Origin of the sequence: Neptuniibacter sp. 1_MG-2023 (genome assembly GCF_030547185.1) — a bacterium.
Classification (GTDB): Bacteria; Pseudomonadota; Gammaproteobacteria; order Pseudomonadales; family Balneatricaceae; genus Neptuniibacter.
Map to the genome: position 1 here is coordinate 1 of NZ_JAUOQR010000016.1, position 17,294 is coordinate 17,294.

17 protein-coding genes are annotated in these 17,294 nt (G+C 43.9%); 2 read left to right on the forward strand and 15 right to left on the reverse strand.

Annotation, left to right across the window (positions count from 1 at the left end; all coding sequences use genetic code 11):
* Positions 1-430 precede the first annotated feature (430 nt).
* From Q4492_RS14345 to Q4492_RS14355, 3 genes are read right to left on the reverse strand one after another with little or no spacing between them, the layout of a single operon-like run.
* Positions 431-1,459 (reverse strand): LLM class flavin-dependent oxidoreductase, encoded by a 1,029-nt coding sequence (locus Q4492_RS14345; RefSeq protein ID WP_303419333.1) that lies wholly within the window; start codon positions 1,457-1,459, stop codon positions 431-433.
* The gene (locus Q4492_RS14350) at positions 1,452-1,850 is read right to left on the reverse strand and encodes a heme-binding protein (RefSeq protein ID WP_303419336.1); all 399 of its coding nucleotides are present in this window, start codon (positions 1,848-1,850) and stop codon (positions 1,452-1,454) included. Before Q4492_RS14350 ends, Q4492_RS14345 begins: the two co-directional genes overlap by 8 nt.
* Positions 1,851-1,854: 4 nt before the next feature.
* Complete coding sequence (locus tag Q4492_RS14355) at positions 1,855-3,537, reverse strand: sigma-54-dependent Fis family transcriptional regulator (protein WP_303419340.1); 1,683 nt, start codon at positions 3,535-3,537, stop codon at positions 1,855-1,857.
* Between the two features lie 99 nt (positions 3,538-3,636).
* On the opposite strand from Q4492_RS14355, the gene Q4492_RS14360 reads away from it, so the two are divergent.
* Positions 3,637-4,536, forward strand: a complete 900-nt coding sequence (locus Q4492_RS14360) for a LysR family transcriptional regulator (RefSeq protein WP_303419342.1) — start codon at positions 3,637-3,639, stop codon at positions 4,534-4,536.
* 106 nt (positions 4,537-4,642) lie between these two features.
* On the opposite strand, the gene Q4492_RS14365 is transcribed toward Q4492_RS14360, so the two are convergent.
* The 12 genes from Q4492_RS14365 to Q4492_RS14420 form a co-directional block, all read right to left on the reverse strand.
* Positions 4,643-4,834, reverse strand: a complete 192-nt coding sequence (locus Q4492_RS14365; protein WP_067867315.1) for a 2-hydroxymuconate tautomerase — start codon at positions 4,832-4,834, stop codon at positions 4,643-4,645.
* 8 nt (positions 4,835-4,842) lie between these two features.
* On the reverse strand, positions 4,843-5,427 hold the full coding sequence (locus tag Q4492_RS14370) for an antibiotic biosynthesis monooxygenase (protein ID WP_303419345.1): 585 nt from the start codon (positions 5,425-5,427) through the stop codon (positions 4,843-4,845).
* A gap of 24 nt (positions 5,428-5,451) precedes the next feature.
* Positions 5,452-6,243 (reverse strand): 2-oxo-3-hexenedioate decarboxylase, encoded by a 792-nt coding sequence (gene dmpH, locus Q4492_RS14375; RefSeq protein WP_067867321.1) that lies wholly within the window; start codon positions 6,241-6,243, stop codon positions 5,452-5,454.
* Positions 6,243-7,271, reverse strand: a complete 1,029-nt coding sequence (gene dmpG / locus Q4492_RS14380) for a 4-hydroxy-2-oxovalerate aldolase (RefSeq protein WP_303419349.1) — start codon at positions 7,269-7,271, stop codon at positions 6,243-6,245. The genes dmpH and dmpG overlap by 1 nt, the downstream gene beginning before the upstream one ends.
* Positions 7,272-7,275: 4 nt before the next feature.
* On the reverse strand, positions 7,276-8,187 hold the full coding sequence (locus tag Q4492_RS14385; RefSeq protein WP_303419352.1) for an acetaldehyde dehydrogenase (acetylating): 912 nt from the start codon (positions 8,185-8,187) through the stop codon (positions 7,276-7,278).
* Positions 8,188-8,217: 30 nt separating this feature from the next.
* On the reverse strand, positions 8,218-9,003 hold the full coding sequence (dmpE, locus tag Q4492_RS14390; protein WP_303419467.1) for a 2-oxopent-4-enoate hydratase: 786 nt from the start codon (positions 9,001-9,003) through the stop codon (positions 8,218-8,220).
* 1 nt (position 9,004) lies between these two features.
* Positions 9,005-9,865: an alpha/beta fold hydrolase gene (locus Q4492_RS14395; RefSeq protein ID WP_303419355.1), complete on the reverse strand. Its 861-nt coding sequence runs from the start codon at positions 9,863-9,865 to the stop codon at positions 9,005-9,007.
* A gap of 15 nt (positions 9,866-9,880) precedes the next feature.
* The gene (locus tag Q4492_RS14400) at positions 9,881-11,341 is read right to left on the reverse strand and encodes a 2-hydroxymuconic semialdehyde dehydrogenase (RefSeq protein WP_303419357.1); all 1,461 of its coding nucleotides are present in this window, start codon (positions 11,339-11,341) and stop codon (positions 9,881-9,883) included.
* A 93-nt stretch (positions 11,342-11,434) separates the two neighbouring features.
* A complete protein-coding gene (locus Q4492_RS14405) occupies positions 11,435-12,358 on the reverse strand; it encodes a catechol 2,3-dioxygenase (protein WP_303419360.1) in 924 nt (307 codons plus the stop codon).
* 23 nt (positions 12,359-12,381) lie between these two features.
* The gene (locus Q4492_RS14410; protein WP_303419363.1) at positions 12,382-12,702 is read right to left on the reverse strand and encodes a 2Fe-2S iron-sulfur cluster-binding protein; all 321 of its coding nucleotides are present in this window, start codon (positions 12,700-12,702) and stop codon (positions 12,382-12,384) included.
* A 322-nt stretch (positions 12,703-13,024) separates the two neighbouring features.
* Entirely contained in the window at positions 13,025-14,773 is a 1,749-nt protein-coding gene (locus Q4492_RS14415; protein ID WP_303419366.1) for a sigma-54-dependent Fis family transcriptional regulator, read from the reverse strand.
* A gap of 12 nt (positions 14,774-14,785) precedes the next feature.
* On the reverse strand, positions 14,786-16,480 hold the full coding sequence (locus Q4492_RS14420) for a sigma-54-dependent Fis family transcriptional regulator (RefSeq protein WP_303419369.1): 1,695 nt from the start codon (positions 16,478-16,480) through the stop codon (positions 14,786-14,788).
* A gap of 501 nt (positions 16,481-16,981) precedes the next feature.
* On the opposite strand from Q4492_RS14420, the gene Q4492_RS14425 reads away from it, so the two are divergent.
* Positions 16,982-17,287 (forward strand): phenol hydroxylase subunit, encoded by a 306-nt coding sequence (locus Q4492_RS14425; protein ID WP_067987051.1) that lies wholly within the window; start codon positions 16,982-16,984, stop codon positions 17,285-17,287.
* The last annotated feature ends 7 nt before the right edge of the window (positions 17,288-17,294 follow it).

The following is a 17,294-nucleotide window of genomic DNA, read 5'->3' on the forward strand; positions in this document are numbered from 1 at the left end:
TAACCCCGGGCGAAGGCCGTTGGTTCAAATCCAGTCCCCGCTACCAAATACAGAGAAAGCCGATTTAGTTAGTTCTAGGTCGGCTTTTTTGCGTCTGGAGTTTATGGTTTTTAAAAGATGTAGCTCGGTAGCTCGTCGGGCTCAGCGCTTGTAACCCCGGGCGAAGGCCGTTGGTTCAAATCCAGTCCCCGCTACCAAATACAGAGAAAGCCGATTTAGTTAGTTCTAAGTCGGTTTTTTTGCGTCTGGAGATTATGATTTTTAAAGGATGTAGCTTGGTAGCTCGTCGGGCTCAGCTCTTGTAAGGCCAGGCGAAGGTCGTTGGTTCAAATCCAGCCTCGGCTACCAAATACAGAGAAAGCCGATTGAGCTATGCTAAATCGGCTTTTTACCGAAGGTCTGAGTTTTTAGCCCGTTAATTTAGGGCGGTTTATGAGTTGAATGCTTGGGCTAATTTACGGTAGCTATCACAGCGTTTTTCAAAACTGTGGGTTACAGCCACAACCATCACCTCGTCTACATCATAGTAGTTCGCTTGCTCTTCTAATTTAGCCCTACATTCACTAGGTGTGCCGGTGATGATGCTATCCCGTGTTTCATGGAAGTAAGCTTGATCAGAAGGCGAGAGTTTTTTCATCAGGTCTAGGCAAGTCTCAGGAGGTTTAACCTCTTCACGAATACCATGGCGAAAGGCTAAGACTTTCCAGTAGGTATGGGAGGCGGCTAAAAGTTCTGCTTCCTCTTTTGTCTCTGCTGCAATGGCGGCACTGGCGATAATAGCGGGTCCCGATTGGGAGGCACTTTCTGTGCGTGGTCGATACAGTTTGCGATACCGTTTAATAATGTCGGCGGAACGCTCGTGGGTGCCAATAAAGAGGGCTAATACAAAGCCTAATCCCATGGATGCCGCTAAATCTATACTGCCATCGCTAGAACCTAAGGTCCAAAGCGCTGGGGAGCTTCCACCCATAGGTGTCGTTGTTAGGTCTGAAAATGGATGCTGGTTTGCAAACTGATAATCGTCAATAAAAGCGGTTAAGGCTTCTAGTTGGCGAGGATAATGGTCAGATGCTAATGGGTTGTGTGGATAGGCTAAAGCGATGCTTGACGCTTCTGATCCACCTGGTGCTCGGCCAACACCTAAATCGATTCGACCAGGATGAAAGGCTTCAAGTGTTTTAAAGACTTCAGCAACTTTGTAAGGGCTGTAGTGGGAGAGCATAACGCCGCCACTACCCACTTTGATTTGTTTGGTGTTGGCGGCAATTTGGCCAATAACAATTTCTGGGGCTGAGCTGGCATAAGCGGGGGTTGAGTGGTGCTCAGCAATCCAATAGCGGTGATAATTTAGCTCATCCGCTAACTTAGCTAATTTGATACTGTCATTTAATGCATCAGCTTGGTTTTTCCCATCGTGAACAGGAGATTGATCTACAATGCTTAAGTTGATATTAGCCATCCAGTTCAGCTTCCTTTACCGCAAATTCTGCAATGGTTGTATCTTGCGCTTCAGTGGCACCTGAGATACCGATCGCACCGATTTGAGTGCCATCAACAAAAATGGGCTGCCCTCCGCCAAAACCAATAAGGCCCTGATTAGAGTTTTCCATACCTAAGAGATTCTCCTCTCTAATCAGTTTGCCGAAAACACCTGATGGAATAGGGAAGAGGCTTGAGGTTTTTGCTTTGCCAACCGCTACATCAATTGATCCTAAAAACGCATGATCCATACGGTGAAAAGCATTAAGGTGCCCACCTTGATCAGTGATCGCGATACATACTTGAACGCCAAGTTCTTCTGCTTTTTGTTCTGCTTTTGTGATTAATGTGGCGGCTAATAATTGGTTCATGTTCTTATCCTTTCTCTTCCATTTTCTTCATACGGTATGCGAGTGTGGGTCTAGAAATACCTAAAATACGCGCGGCTTCTGATACATTGCCTTGGGCGTTGTCTAATGCATAATCTAAAAACTTTTGTTCAATATCTTCTAATGAACCGCAATCATTAAGTGCTTTTTGAATCCATAGTGTGGATTGTTGCTTTGCTTCATTTTCGGATGAATCTATTAAGTATCCATCCTCTGATAATGTCTGGCTTGCTTTAAAACTAAGGGTTGGGAATAAAACCGTTGCGCTGATTTCTTCGCCACTATCGGTAAGAATAAGTGCCCGTTCAATCAGGTTTTCTAGTTCACGAACATTACCCGGCCAGTCATAATTCATCATTGCCTGCATGGCTAGCCCTGAAAGTCCCGCGGTTCTTTTGCTGTAGTAGGCGTGATATTTCTCAAGAAAGTGCTCGATCAATAAAATAAGATCTTCGCTACGCTCTCTTAATGGCGGTATATGAATCGGGTAAACATTTAAACGGTAGTATAGATCGGCTCTAAAGCGCCCTGTTTTAACCGCTTCCTCTAATGATTCGTTGGTTGCGGCGACTACACGGACATCAACTTTTCGGGTTTGACTATCGCCAACGCGCTCTAGTTCACCTTCTTGTAAAACTCTTAAGAGTGCCGCTTGTGCGCGAGGGGATAGCTCAATCACTTCATCTAAGAAAATCGTCCCTTGATGGGCCCGTTCAAATTTTCCTTCTCTGGAATTGCTTGCCCCTGTGAATGCTCCTTTTTCGACACCAAAGAGTTCTGATTCTATAAGGTCAGGGGGGATGGCTGCGCAGTTTACCGCAACAAATTTTTTATTTTCTCGGTTACTTGCATCATGTATTGCCCGTGCAACTAACTCTTTACCTACACCGGTTTCACCGAGTAGAAGTACAGTAACATTGGCGTCGGCTGCTCTGTTAGCTAATTTACAGACATGCTGAAAGCCGGGGGATTGTCCGCGGAAGTTACCTAAGGTCGATTTTTTATCAACTTTATGGCGTAAAACGGAGATCTGAGATTGAAGTTCATACAGCTCTTCAATAATAGGCGAACGACTAAAGTATTTACGATAGGTGGCTACATCGTCCCATTCTTCAGCGGGTTTACCTACGAGCAAGCAGGTGTTGTCACCACAGCCTCGGCAAGTGATCTCTTTAAAAAGTATCTCTCGACCAAGTAGAGCGGATGTGAAGGCACTGGCTTGTCCAATAAGGCTCCAGCAAACCGGTTCTTCAAGTTGTCCTAACTCTGTGCAGAACATTTCAGCTTCATAAGAATCATGCATGATGTATTCAGCATAAAAATGTCCACTGGCTTGATCGACTTCAAGTTGCTGTTCATCAACACGGACAAAGCCTTTAAGGGAGTGAAGGCTAAAACCCGTACGGATTAAGTCTAGAGGTTCTTTTGATTCACTTAACCGTAGCGCCAGTTGGGCATCTTTTTTGCCAATACTATAGCCCAAGCGCATAAAAAAGCCTTTAGCGCGCTCCAGCCCTAGGGTTTCTATCTGCTCTTTACGAAACTCTGCAAGCGCGATCAATTGCATGAGTAGAACTCGTTGTTCGTCCAACCAGATCTGTCCATCTCGTTCATCAAAACGAACTTGTTGGCAAAGCTGTGGATTTACTGGCAATTTTAAATGTTCCATACGATCCCCAATTGGCTTTTCGTTTGATTCTATAATATCTCGTATATAAAATTTACTGGTATAATTGAGAACTTAAATCCTATAAATGGGACAATATAGATGGATTTTCATAATCTTTATCTTTTCGTCAAAGTGGTTGATCGTGGTAGCTATATAGCTGCGGCTAAAGAGCTGAATATGCCGAGCTCTACATTGAGTCGCCGTATACAGCAGCTCGAGGAGCAGCTGGGCTATCAGCTTTTGTATAGGAGCTCACGTAAACTCTCTATGACAGAAGCCGGCGCATTATTTTACCGACGCTGTCAGCCATTATATGAGGAGCTTAGTGATGCAACTCAAGGCTTAGAGGGGGAGCTGACATCTCCCCAAGGAAACCTAAAAATCACTGCACCAGTGAGTTTAGCTAATGAGTTGTTAAATGCATGGTTTTTTGAGTTTATGGAGTGTTACCCCAAGATCAATATCGATCTGTTACTGTCGAACAGTAATATAGCGCTAAAAGAGGAGGGGATTGATATAGCTTTCCGTATTGGAGAGATACATATCGCAGATTGGATATCCCGTTTTTTGTTTACCTCCCGTTTTTCATTATGTGCAAGCCCTCGTCTAATTGAGCGTTTAGGTCATCCGACCTCGATCAACGAGTTAAAAGATTATCCGTTAATTTTGTCGCGTCGCTCTCCTATTTGGAATTTTACCGATAGATATGGAAATACCTCTGAGTTTACCGGCGAGGCTCGGTTGATCTTTGATGAGCTACAAGGTGCCGCTGAGGCAGTTGAAGCGGGTATTGGTGTGGCTTGCTTACCCGATTATATTGTTGGCGAGGCATTAACAACGGGGCGCTTGATTACCCTTCTACCTGAATATGAGCCGGCTGGGCGAGAGGTGAAAATGGTTTATCCCCATCGCCAATATCTGCCAACCAAAGTTAGATTGTTTATTGACTTTATTTTGGCGAAAACGGAAGAGGAGCGAAAGGTTATGGCCGCGACTTAGTCTTCGACCTTTTGACAAAAAAAGCCCTGCAGGCGCAGGGCAAAGGTGTAGATCAATGCTCGTTTACAAGGACGATGAAGTAGTGAATGTTAATCTTAGCCTAGCTCTACTTGCCTAATTTTTTAGCGGACTCTCCCGCGATACCGAAATGCTGTTTAGGCATCTCATTAATCATAATACGGACGCTAGGTTTAGGTGCATCTAAGGCTCTAACACAAGCATCAGTTACTTCGGCTATAAGGCGCTCTTTCTGTTCATCAGAACGTCCTTCCATAATGTTGATCTGTATAATTGGCATATCTTCCCTCAGCTATAAAGCCATGATTTTAATAGACGCGTTACTCTGGGCATAACGACATAGGTCATCAACAAAACTTGGGCTACGACGATTGTTAATGTTTTAAACCAAAAAGACATTGGCTCTAAAATGGGAGCAAACGCTAAGTTGATTGCGACAACAAGAACATAAACGACAATGATTAATATCAGCGCCATTTTGTGAGGAGAAGGGTGCTTTTGGATGGGTAGTTCAGGTAGATCAAACCAAAACTCAAGTCCTGTTCCTCGTTTTGTTACCGCTTCCCCTTCAACTAAACTTTCAAGTTTAGCTAACCATTCGCTTCTTGTTTCAGATTGTTCCCAATGCTGACAATTAGCATAATTATCAAAGCGATAGATAATGACGTATTCATGGTTAGTTGCTTGGCTAGGTCGTAAAACATTTGTTCCCAGATGACCGGGGTAACTAGATGCAGCATTGATCACACCTGAAACCCAGTTTTCATACTCGGCCTCAGAACCTAACTTTACTTTACGTGAGATGCTGACCGTAATGGGACCTTCATCTCCCGGTTGGCAAACCGTAGGTTTAGTATTTTCTGCTGAATTCATCTAGTTACCCCTTTTAAGTACTAACTATACGAACTTACCACTAACAGTACCTAAGTCTTGATAGCGCACTGTAAAGCTATCGCCTTTATTAACTTGGACGGCCGCGGTAATTGCTCCGATCATAATAAAGGTTCCGGCAGGGATTTCTTCCCCTCGTTCACCTAACATATTAGCCAGCATTGCAACGGAGGATGCTGGGTGTCCTAGTACGGCCGCACCGGCACCTACTTGAACCACTTCACCGTTGATCTCCATTACCACACCAATATTTTTCAGATCTAAGTCTTCAGCTTTAGCCATAGTGCCACCGGCGACAAAACGGCTTGATGAGGAGTTGTCAGCAATAACGCTTTTAAGATCAAATTTAAAATCCTTGTAGCGTGAATCAATGACTTCCACTGCCGGCATAACAAAATCAGTTGCGCGTAGAACATCAGCAATATGTACACCTGGGCCCTTTAGGGGGGCTTTAGTAACAAAGGCTAGCTCAGCTTCTATTTTGGGATGGATCAGTTCATCAATTTTGATTTCACCGCCATCAGGAACAGAGAAATAATCTGCAAGGAAACCATAGCAAGGATGTTCAACGCCCATTTGAGCCATTTTAGCCCATGAGGTTAACCCCATTTTCATGCCAACAATTTTAGTGCCGCGGGCCTCTTTACGGCGACGCATCTCCCATTGAATATCGAAGGCATCTTCGTATGTCATATCAGGGAAATCATCGGTTATTTTAGTGATTTCGTACGCTTTTAACTCGGCGTTTTCACAATGCTCGGCTAGTTGTTCAATTTGTGCTTTTGTTAGATTGCCCATTAGATTAATCCTTTTTCTTTAGCCATTGTTAGGGCCAAATCTTCAATCATATCTTCTTGGCCACCCACAGTACCGCGACGACCGAGTTCAACTAAAATATCCCGTGCTTGGATACCATATTTGGCTTCTGCACGCTGAGCAAAGAGAAGGAATGAGCTATAAACGCCCGCATAACCTAGAGTTAATGCATCACGGTCAACACGTATAGGTTGATCCATTAGAGGGACGACTAAATCTTCCGCAACATCCATAATCTTATAGAGATCTACACCATGATTAGCGTGCATACGGTCAAGCACAGCGACAAACACTTCGAGTGGTGTATTGCCGGCGCCGGCGCCTAAACCGGCTACAGACCCATCTATGCGGTTTGCACCCGCATCAACTGCCGCTAATGAGTTAGCTATAGCCATCCCCATATTGTGATGACCGTGGAAGCCGAGTTCTGTATTTGGGTTTAATTCAGAGCGTAGTAGACCGATCTTTTCGGATACTTCGTCGGGTAGCATGTAACCTGCGGAATCGGTGCAATAGATACAGTTAGCACCGTAGCTTTCCATCAATTTTGCTTGTTCTAGTATTTTCTCTGCAGACACCATATGCGCCATCATAAGAAAGCCCACTGTATCCATATCCATCTTAGCGGCCATGCCTATATGCTGCTCAGATACATCCGCTTCTGTACAGTGAGTCGCTACACGTATAGTGTTTACACCACAGTCACGGGCCATTTTAAGATGATCGACGGTACCAATGCCTGGCAATAATAATGCAGACACTTTTGCGTTTTTCATTTTTGGTATGACAGCGTTTAGGTACTCTTCGTCGGTATGGGCTGGAAAACCATAGTTCAAAGATGAGCCGCCTAAACCATCACCATGAGTGACTTCTATTAGAGGGATTCCTGCATCATCTAAGCCGGTTGAAATAGCAACCATCTGCTCTAATGAAAGTTGATGACGTTTAGCATGCATTCCATCACGCAGACTCATATCGTGAAGTGTTACGTTTTTACCTGTTAAGTCCATTGTTTTAGCCTCGTTCCGGTAGCGTGATTGTTCCGTTGTATGCCTCTTCTGCAAACATCTCGGCAGTACGAAGTCCCGCTGCTGTCATAATGTCTAAGTTGCCTGCATATTTAGGTAAGAAATCACCTAGCCCTTCAACTTCCATAAAAACGGATACTTTATTACCATCAAAGATAGGGCCGTTTACTAATTTATAACCCGGCACATACTTTTGAACCTCTCTGACCATGTTATGAACAGATGTAGTGATTGCCGCTTGGTCGGGTTTCTCTTTAGTTAGACAGTGCACTGTATCGCGCATCATCAAAGGGGGCTCAGCTGGATTGACTATGATGATTGCTTTACCTTTATCGGCACCCCCTACAGCTTCAACTGCACCGGCAGTAGTGCGGGTAAATTCATCAATATTCTGACGGGTTCCTGGGCCAATAGAGCGAGAGGAAACAGTCGCAACAATTTCACCGTATTCAACCGCTTGCACTTGTGAGACCGCTGCGACCATAGGGATGGTTGCTTGCCCACCACAAGTCACCATATTGACGTTCATCTCTAATTGAGAAGCGTGCTTCTTTAAATTTACCGGCGGGACGCAGAATGGGCCAATAGCTGCAGGCGTTAAATCCACCATAATCACGCCAAGCTCATTTAATTTACGGCTATTTTCTGCGTGTACGTAAGCAGAAGTTGCATCAAAGGCGACGCGAATATCGTCCTTTATCACTTGATCCAACATACCGTCGATGCCTGTACTAGAGATTTTCATTCCCATCTCTTTTGCGCGCTTAAGACCTTCTGATTCAGGATCTATACCTACCATCCATACAGGTTCAACCCACTCAGAACGTTGCATTTTCATCAGCAGATCGGTACCTATATTACCTGGACCAATAATGACTGCTTTTAATTTCTTACTCATATTAATATCCTCAAAGTCAGTGTGGTCGAGTTAGGTAAAACGAACAGATGCAGACCCAATACCGCCAATACTGACCGTCATGTAATCGCCTGCTTGAACAGGTTCTAGGGGTACAAGTGAGCCTGAGAGTATGACTTCACCCGCTTTAAGTGAGATACCGAACTCGCCCAAGGTATTGGCCAACCAAGTGACACAATTAACAGGGCTTCCTAGTGCTGCGGCACCGGCTCCGGTGGAGATGATTTTGCCGTTTTTTTCAACGACCATGCCGCAGGTTGATAGATCTACTTCACTTGGTTTTACTGCACGATCACCTAGTACAAAAAGGCCACAAGATGCGTTATCAGCAACGGTGTCTTGGATTTTTATTTTCCAATCCTCAATGCGCGAATCGACGATCTCAAAACAGGGCATAACGTAATCAGTTGCCGCTAATACATCAGCATTAGTGATGCCTGGGCCGATAAGATCTTTTTTAAGAACGAAAGCAATTTCACCTTCGGCTTTTGGTTGAATAAGTCGCTCAGATATAGGCATCTCTTCACCTTGGCTAAACGCCATATCATCGGTGAGATAACCAAAATCTGGTTGGTGAACATTCAGCATGTTTTGAACGACTTTAGAGGTAACGCCAATCTTTTTACCGATAATTTTAGCGCCGGCTTGTACGCGTCGATCCACCATACGTAAAGAGATGTGATAAGCATCTTCAATGGTTATATCGTCAAAACGTTCAGTAAAAGGCTTTAATGTTTTGCGTTCGGTGAGCGCCTCATAGAGCTCATCACCACATTTCTCTATCTGTTTTGGATTCATTTTATTTCTCGTATGCAAGTTGATCACCTTCTTTTAAAAAGGTGGCAATTAACTGATTAAACCGCTCTTTGTGTTCAATTTGAGTCCAATGACCACATTCACCAAAAACATGAAGTTGAGATCGACAGATCAAGCGGTTTAATGTGAAGCTATTCTCAAGCGGAATGACTTGATCATCTCGGCCATGGATAATGAGTGTTTCATGCCTGAGTGCTCGAATCTGTTGTTCTTCACTCGTCATGGCATCGATCCAACGCTGTCTAGGGGCTGGAAACATTGCAGAATATGATCTCTGTACACCTTCACGTATGCTTGCTTGATAACGAAGCTCTGCGAGCTCATCGGTAACAAGGTTTCGGTCAAAGGCAAAGATATCTAACATTTTTTTCATTGATTCTAGTGAGGGCTGATAACCCCAAACCTGATCCAGTCCTTGGGTTAAAGTGAAGGGAACACCGACACTTCCCATCAAGACTAGGCGACGTATGCGGTTGGGGTATTTAATGGCTATAGCCAGTGCAAGCGCCCCCCCAAATGAGTTGCCTATTAAATCGGTTTGATCAATATCTAAGTAATCTAGTGTATCGATTAGGTGCTGAACCCATAGGTCCATGGAGTAGTGGTTGTGGGTTGAGCCTTGGGTGTAACCAAAGCCCATTAGGTCTGGTGCGATAACACGCCGCTCTTTTGTTAGAACTTGAATGCTAAGGCGCCAATTGGCCCACGCTGTTACCCCTGGACCTGAGCCATGAAGTAGTACAACGGGGAAACCTGTCCCCTGGTCATGTACATTAGTCATAACGCCTTTAATATCGGTGAGTAAACCGATTTCAGGGTTATTGTTTGTATCGGTTGCAATCATGGCTCAGCTCGTGTCTTAGAATTTAATGCAGATGTTTTTAGTTTCGGTGTAGAACTCAAGGCCATGAACACCCCCTTCACGACCAATACCTGATTCTTTTGCACCACCAAATGCGGTGCGAAGATCGCGTAGGAACCAGCTATTAATCCATACCAACCCAACTTCTAGTTGCTCGGCTATACGTGATGCTTTAGCTGAGTTTTCAGTCCATACCGCTGCAGATAAACCGTAGTTGGTATTGTTTGCTAAATGGACAACTTCATCTTCTGAATCAAAAGGGCGAATATGACAGCAGGGCCCAAATACCTCTTCTTTAATGAGGCGAGCGTCATCAGGAAGGTCTGTCCAAATGGTAGGTTCTACCCAAGCTCCAGCATTTAGCGCATCGCCCATCTCTGGGACACCACCACCAGTAACGACGGTTGCACCTTCTTCTACGGCTAATTTGTAGTAGGAGAGGACTTTATCTTTGTGCTCTTGACTAACGAGTGGACCAAAATCAACGCTTGGATCTTCAGGACGGCCCATTTTTAGTTTCTCTACGCCTTCTTTTAAGCGTTGAACAAATTCATCAAAGAGGGGGCGTTCTACATAAACACGTTCAGTGCCTAGGCAAACTTGGCCGCAGTTTACAAAGGCCGAACGTAGGGTACCTTCAACGGCTTTGTCCAAGTCACAATCCGCGAAAACAATCCCAGGGTTTTTACCGCCACACTCCATAGAAATATTACGTAAACCAACAGAGGCAGCGCGCATGATAATTTCGCCGGTACGGGTTTCGCCGGTGAATGTAATTGCATCTACATCTTTATGTTCGGTTAAAAAGGCACCGGCAGAGTTGGGGCCGAAGCCATGAACCACGTTGTAAACCCCTTCAGGTACACCGCATTCATTCATCACTTCACCGAGCAGGGTGGCGGTCGCTGGCGTTTCTTCAGAGGGTTTGACCACGACAGTATTGCCGCAAGCTAAGGCTGGGCCGACTTTCCATGTCATTAACAATAAAGGGAGATTCCAAGGACTGATGACGGCAATAACACCTTTAGGCGTGCGATGCCCGTAGTTCAGTGCGCCTAAGCCATCCGGTGTATCCATGTGGAAAGCTTCAGTGGGATGATTTGCCACTGTTTCCGAAAAGGCTTTGAAATTCGCCGCGCCACGGGGAATATCAATGTGGGAGGCAATTTTCTGAGGTTTACCTGTATCTAAACATTCAGCTTCGAGGAACTCATCAAAACGTTCGTTAATACGGTCGGCAACTTTGTTAAGTAAGGCGGTACGTTGAGCTTGGGTCATTTTCCCCCAAGGTCCTTTCATTGCAGATTTTGCCGCGCTAACCGCCATGTCAACTTCTTGTAGGCCTGCCTCATGGACAGTACCAATAACACTGTTGTCTACAGGACAGCGGTTCTCGAACGTTTTACCGCTGCTTGAAGTAACAAATTGACCATTTATAAAATTCTTAAATTCTTTCATTCTTTTTCTCAAGCTAAGTAAAAGGATTCAGTGGTTGATACTGATTCAGTAATGACAGCTTCTAATTGAGGCATTAAAAGCTGCTGTCTATGTCTAAGTTAAGACAGTTAAAAAGCGTTCATTCAGAACACGATCATGGTAAAAAATAGCTTTGCCTAATTGCTCTTCCTGCCAGATCACGGTTGGGTGATCTGGATAGTGGTAATCACCACCACAGAAGACTTCAGAGCGGTTGCCACTTGGATCAAAGAAATAGATAGTTTTACCGTGAGTTAGACCGTGACGTGTGGGGCCAATATCAATGGAAACGTCTCGCATAGAGATAAGATCTGCAGCACGTAAAACATCGTCCCAAGTCTCAAGCAGGAAGGAGGCATGATGGAGCTTGCCGGGTTCTGGGCATTCAATAAACGCAATATCATGGGCTTTACAGCTACATGTTAAAAAGTTGGCGATCCCTGCTTCGTCAGCATTGACCACTTGTTCAGCAAGATCGAAACCTAAAATGTCAGTGAAGATCTCTGTAGTGCCTGCGATGTTTGGGCCATATAGCAAACCATGATCAAAGCGTACTGCTTTCATTCCTTTTAAGCCTTCAGGCCAAGCTTCTGGGTTAACAGAGTTAATACCCCATTTCCCGGTTTGCTCTTTGTTTGCGAACAGCTCAAATTTATGGCCTGTTGGGGTATCGAAACGTACACGACGACCACAGTCTTTTAGGTCACCGGCCGGAATATCCTCAACCTTACAACCATACTTAATCAGCTCCGCCCGTAGATTATCGACGCTGGCTTCATCGACACATTTAAAGGCAAAAAAATCCATCCCTGGCTCATCGGCTTCACGCAAAACAACTGAAAACTTATCTATTTCAGACCAAGCTTTTAGATAGACACGGCCTTGTTCATCGCGATCCATCTCAATAAGGCCTATTAAGTCTCGGTAGTGGGTAAGTGCTTCTTCCATATCCAATACCCGTAACTGAATGTGCCCTGGGCGCATAACACCTTTTTTCATGAAACTATCCTCAATTATTATTTTTAAACGATTACCTGTTTCGATGTGGGGGTGTGCAATACTTCAATTTTAAGATCGCTTGTCGGAAATATTCGACAGGCCAGTACAACCCCTTTTTGCAAGTCTTCATCTGTAATATGAGCTTTGCTCATCCGCTTAGATGAGAATGAACCGTTGATCACCCTTATTTTGCAGACCCCGCAGCCGCCGCCACGGCAACCCACATCTATACAATGTGAATTGATAGTTTCCATACCGACTAACAGGGCTATTCCTGAGGGGCATAAAAACTCCTGTTCTTGATTAAGTACCTGAATCTTATGTTTAGTTATTATCTGACTCATGTATTCGCCCCTAACCAGATTGGCGCTTTAGATGTAGATCTGTGATCACTACTAAGCAACCGATGTGCCAGAGATATAGAAATACGTTTGTTTTTTATTTAACTAATTGATAAATAAGGTTTATTTTTTGATAAGTTCGTTTGCTTTTGAAAAAAAAGCTAAAGAGTTTTTAAGGTAATAATGACCAAATGATTAAATAATCAAATGGGGTGTAATGAGTTGATGAAGTGATTAATTGGGAGGAGGGGGCGAGCTGCAAGGGTGCAGCCCATATTTAGATCTAAGAGGATAAGGGCAGAAGGTTAAGCATTAAAAGGCGTTTTTAATGGGTATCAGAACGGTTAGAGCTAACCTTTTTGAGTTTGTAGGCGAGAGTCGGGCGTGATAGGCCTAATTTTCTGGCGGCTTGGGATACATTATTATCAGATTGTGACATCGCTTGGTTTATCAGTATCTCTTCAAATAGATCCATATTGAAATCGCGATCTAGCAGCTCTTGGGCGTACCTATTGAGATCATGTTCATGCTTTGGGAGTTCATCTTCTTCGCAGATATCCCCTTTTTTGTTAACGATGTTCAAAGGATGAGAAGGTTCAACGAGAGAGGGGAAGAAGTTCTCTAAGCTTATTAACTGATTATTGTCGGTTAAAATTACACCTCGCTCTATCATGTTTTCTAACTCACGGATATTGCCTGGCCAAGCGTAATTTATAAACGCATCCATGGCCTTGTCTGATATTCCTAAAGTGAGCTTGTGGTACATGCTGTGATACTTTTCAAGAAAATGTTCAACAAGAGCAGGGATGTCTTCTGTTCTTTCTCTAAGCGGCGGAATGAGAACAGGAAAAACATTTAAGCGGTAGAAAAGGTCAGCCCTAAATCGACCTTCTTTTACGGCATTTTCTAAATCTTCATTAGTTGCTGCAACAATGCGAACATCTATTTTTATCGTATTCGTGCTACCGACACGCTCTAGCTCGCTTTCTTGTAGTACTCTTAACAGAGATGCTTGGGCGCGCGGAGGGAGTTCGATTACCTCATCTAAAAATATAGTGCCGCCATGGGCTCGTTCAAACTTTCCTGCACGAGATTTAGTTGCACCAGTATAAGCACCTTGCTCGACACCAAAGAGTTCCGCTTCAATAAGGTCTTGAGGGAGCGTTGCACAATTGACGGCAACGAACGGCTTTTCGGCACGATCACTACTGATGTGCAGACCTTTTGCTACAATCTCTTTACCTACACCGGTTTCACCTAACAGCAGTGTTGTTACGCGGCTTTGGGATGCTCGGTTAATTAATCTACATACTTTTTTAAACGCTGGCGATTGGCCAATGGACTGGTAGATCTGTTCGTCATCGCTTTGTAATCCTATGCTTGATTTGAGCAAATCCACTTCGGATTGAAGTGCAATGAGTTGATCTATAATTGGATCAGGTTTTAAGTAACGCTCAATTTCAGAGGGGTCATCCCATTCTTCAGCGGGCTTCCCTATATTAGTACAATGAGAGTGACCACAGGCGACACATTCTGTTTCTTTAAAAAGGATCTTTTTCTGCATGTAGTAGCTGGTATACCCACTTGCATAACCGAGTAATGTCCAGCAGACGGGGTGATCGCTAGAACCGAAGTCTGATAAGTGAATTTCCGCTTCATAAGACCCATGCCAGTCAAATTCGCCATAGAATTCCCCTTTATCAATATCGATTTTAATATTGATAGGTTTAACCTGAACAATCCCTTCGATTGTGTGCATCTGTGGGCCGACAAGAAAAGCATCTTGGCTACTGAGATCGGGTCGTATTCTTTTTGCGAGTTCAGCATCACGTTGACCTGCTTCGTAGCCAAAGCGCATAAGCATCGCTTTTGCTCTTTCTACACCTAAAGTTTCAATAAGCTCTCTACGCAGATAGCCCATAACGCCAGAATGAATAAGAATCATTCTTTGCTCGTTTAACCAGATTTTCCCATGCTCTATATCAAATTTTAGCTGGGCAAGTAGATCCTCTGAGGAGGGACGTGGTAATTCTCTACGTTGCAAGTTATCTGGGTTATCGGTGAAGTTTGACAAGCGATGTAACCCCTATGATTTTTTTAGTCGATAAGCCATTTGTGGCCGGGTAATACCTAAAATACGCGCGGCTTGAGTAATATTTCCCTCTGCTTTTTCCATAGCACGCTCAAGTATTTGTTGCTCAAAGTGAGTTAGATCAAAATCATAGTTAAGGAGTTGATCGATTACGGTGTCTTTAGATGGATTGTTATTTTCCAAACAGCTTAATTCCCCTGTTTTGCTAATAATATTCAGAGGATGAGTTGGCTCTGAAAGAGAGGGGAAAAATGAACTCATATCGATACTACGGTTATTATCGGTAAGAATAATGCCGCGCTCAATCATGTTTTCTAATTCACGGATGTTGCCAGGCCATTTGTAGTGCATCAGCGCTTGCAACGCTTTTTCTGATACGCCTAATGTCTGCTTGTTGTATTTAGCGTGATACTTTTCAAGGAAGTGATCAACTAAAAGGGATATATCTTCGGCCCTTTCTCTTAGTGGAGGGATTAAGACAGGGTATACATTTAGACGATAATATAGATCTTCGCGAAACTTACCTGCTTTGACGGCATCAGTTAGATTCTCGTTTGTGGCTGCAACAATACGCACATCAATTTTACGTAGTTGATTATCACCTACACGTTCTAGTTCTCCTTCTTGGAGTACACGTAATAGGGTGGCTTGTGCTCTAGGGCTTAATTCCGCGACTTCATCAAGAAAGATGGTGCCGTTATTTGCTCTTTCAAACTTACCTTCTCGCGACTCGGTTGCTCCGGTATAAGCGCCTTTCCTAACACCAAAAAGTTCAGCTTCAATAAGGTCGGGTGGTATGCATGCACAGTTGATAGCAATAAAAGGTTCATTAACCCGTTGACTACTTTGATGTAGTGCTCGGGCGACTACCTCCTTGCCTACGCCGGTTTCACCTTGGAGGAGAACTGTGACAGTACTATCTGAGGCGCGTTGAATCAGGTGGCAGACATGTTTAAATGCCTCTGACTGTCCTACTGAGTTGAATAATATTTCATCTGAAGGACAGCGGTGGGCCTCGAAGTTTTCTTTTAATGTGCTGACCTCATAACGTAGGGCAAAAAGCTCATCGGCGATAGGGTCGGGTAGTAGGCAACGTTCTAGCTCCTCTTGATCTTCCCATTCAGTGGCGGGCTTGCCGACAATTTTGCAGTGATCCGCGCCTGTACCTGCACACTGGGTTTCTTTAAAGATAATCTTGTGGCCCATATAGTATGTAGAGAAACCACTGGCATAGCCCAGTAAGGTCCAGCAGATTGGATCTTCAGATATACCAAACTCATTGATATGCACATCTGCTTCGTAGGAGTCATACCAATTAAATTCGGCGTAGAACTGTTTGTCGGGAAGGTCAAATTCGAGTGCGACAGGTTCGACGCGTACCATACCTTTTATGCCATGAAGCTGAGGGCCGACAAGGAACGCTTCGGATTTAGTGATTTCTGGGCGAACCTTATGTGCTAGTTCAGCATCTTTCATTCCGCTGTTATAGCCAAAACGCATCAAAAAACCTCTGGCGCGTTCTATGCCTAGGGAGGCGACTAATTCTGTGCGTAAAGAGCCCATAACAGCAGAATGAATAAGGAGCATTCTCTGCTCATCTAACCAGATTTTCCCGTTTTCGTGGTCAAACTGTATTTGAGAAATAAGATCTTCAGGCGTAGGAAACTGCAATGCCGGTTGTTCGCTCATTCAAGGACTCGCTATATTTATTTTTTTTATATGCTGCTAGCTATATTTAGGGTGACTTTAAATAATGAATACTAATTCTTGTAGTTTGTCCCCTAATACATTAGACACCTAGATGGCATCGCTAAGTGGTAAAAAATAATAAGAGCTTTTATTTATAAAGCATCTTACTGGGCGGTTGTTAAGCAAGAAGCATGCACAATCTGCAAAGCAGTGTTTACCTCTTTTAGCCCCCAAGGGTTGTTTATATGTCTCATCATTTCATCACTATTTCATACTAGCCTAACCATTTCGTCACCCTTTAGATAGAGGGGATCGTATAAATAATTCGTCGCAAAATAAGTCTTTGTCTGCTTGATTTTGTAGCGTTTTAATCCTAAAAAGTATTTATATATCAAATAGTTATATTGGTTTTCTTTTTCTTTTTCTGTTTTTTGTTTCCGATTGTGGCACAGCCTTTGCTGATAGCTGTTCGACTATGGCCCAAAAGGTGATTGAAACAAAATGAAAAAAGCAGAGCTAGATGTGAACAGTCAACAGAGCAACGCTTCGTTTGAACAGTTGGTGAAGTATGTTCGTGTTCGCAGCGCTGAAGGTGCTCGATTTGTGGAGTTTGATTTTGCCATCGGTGACCCAAGTCTGTTTGTTGAGTTAGTAATGCCTCAAGGGGCGTTTGAACACTTTTGTTTAAACAATAAGGTCGTTCATATGACAACTGAGCAGATGCAGGCCGTTGATGCCGAAATGGATAAATGGCGCTATGGCGAAGAAACGCTGATGGCCCGTAACCACAATCGCACAACCCAATAACAATAAA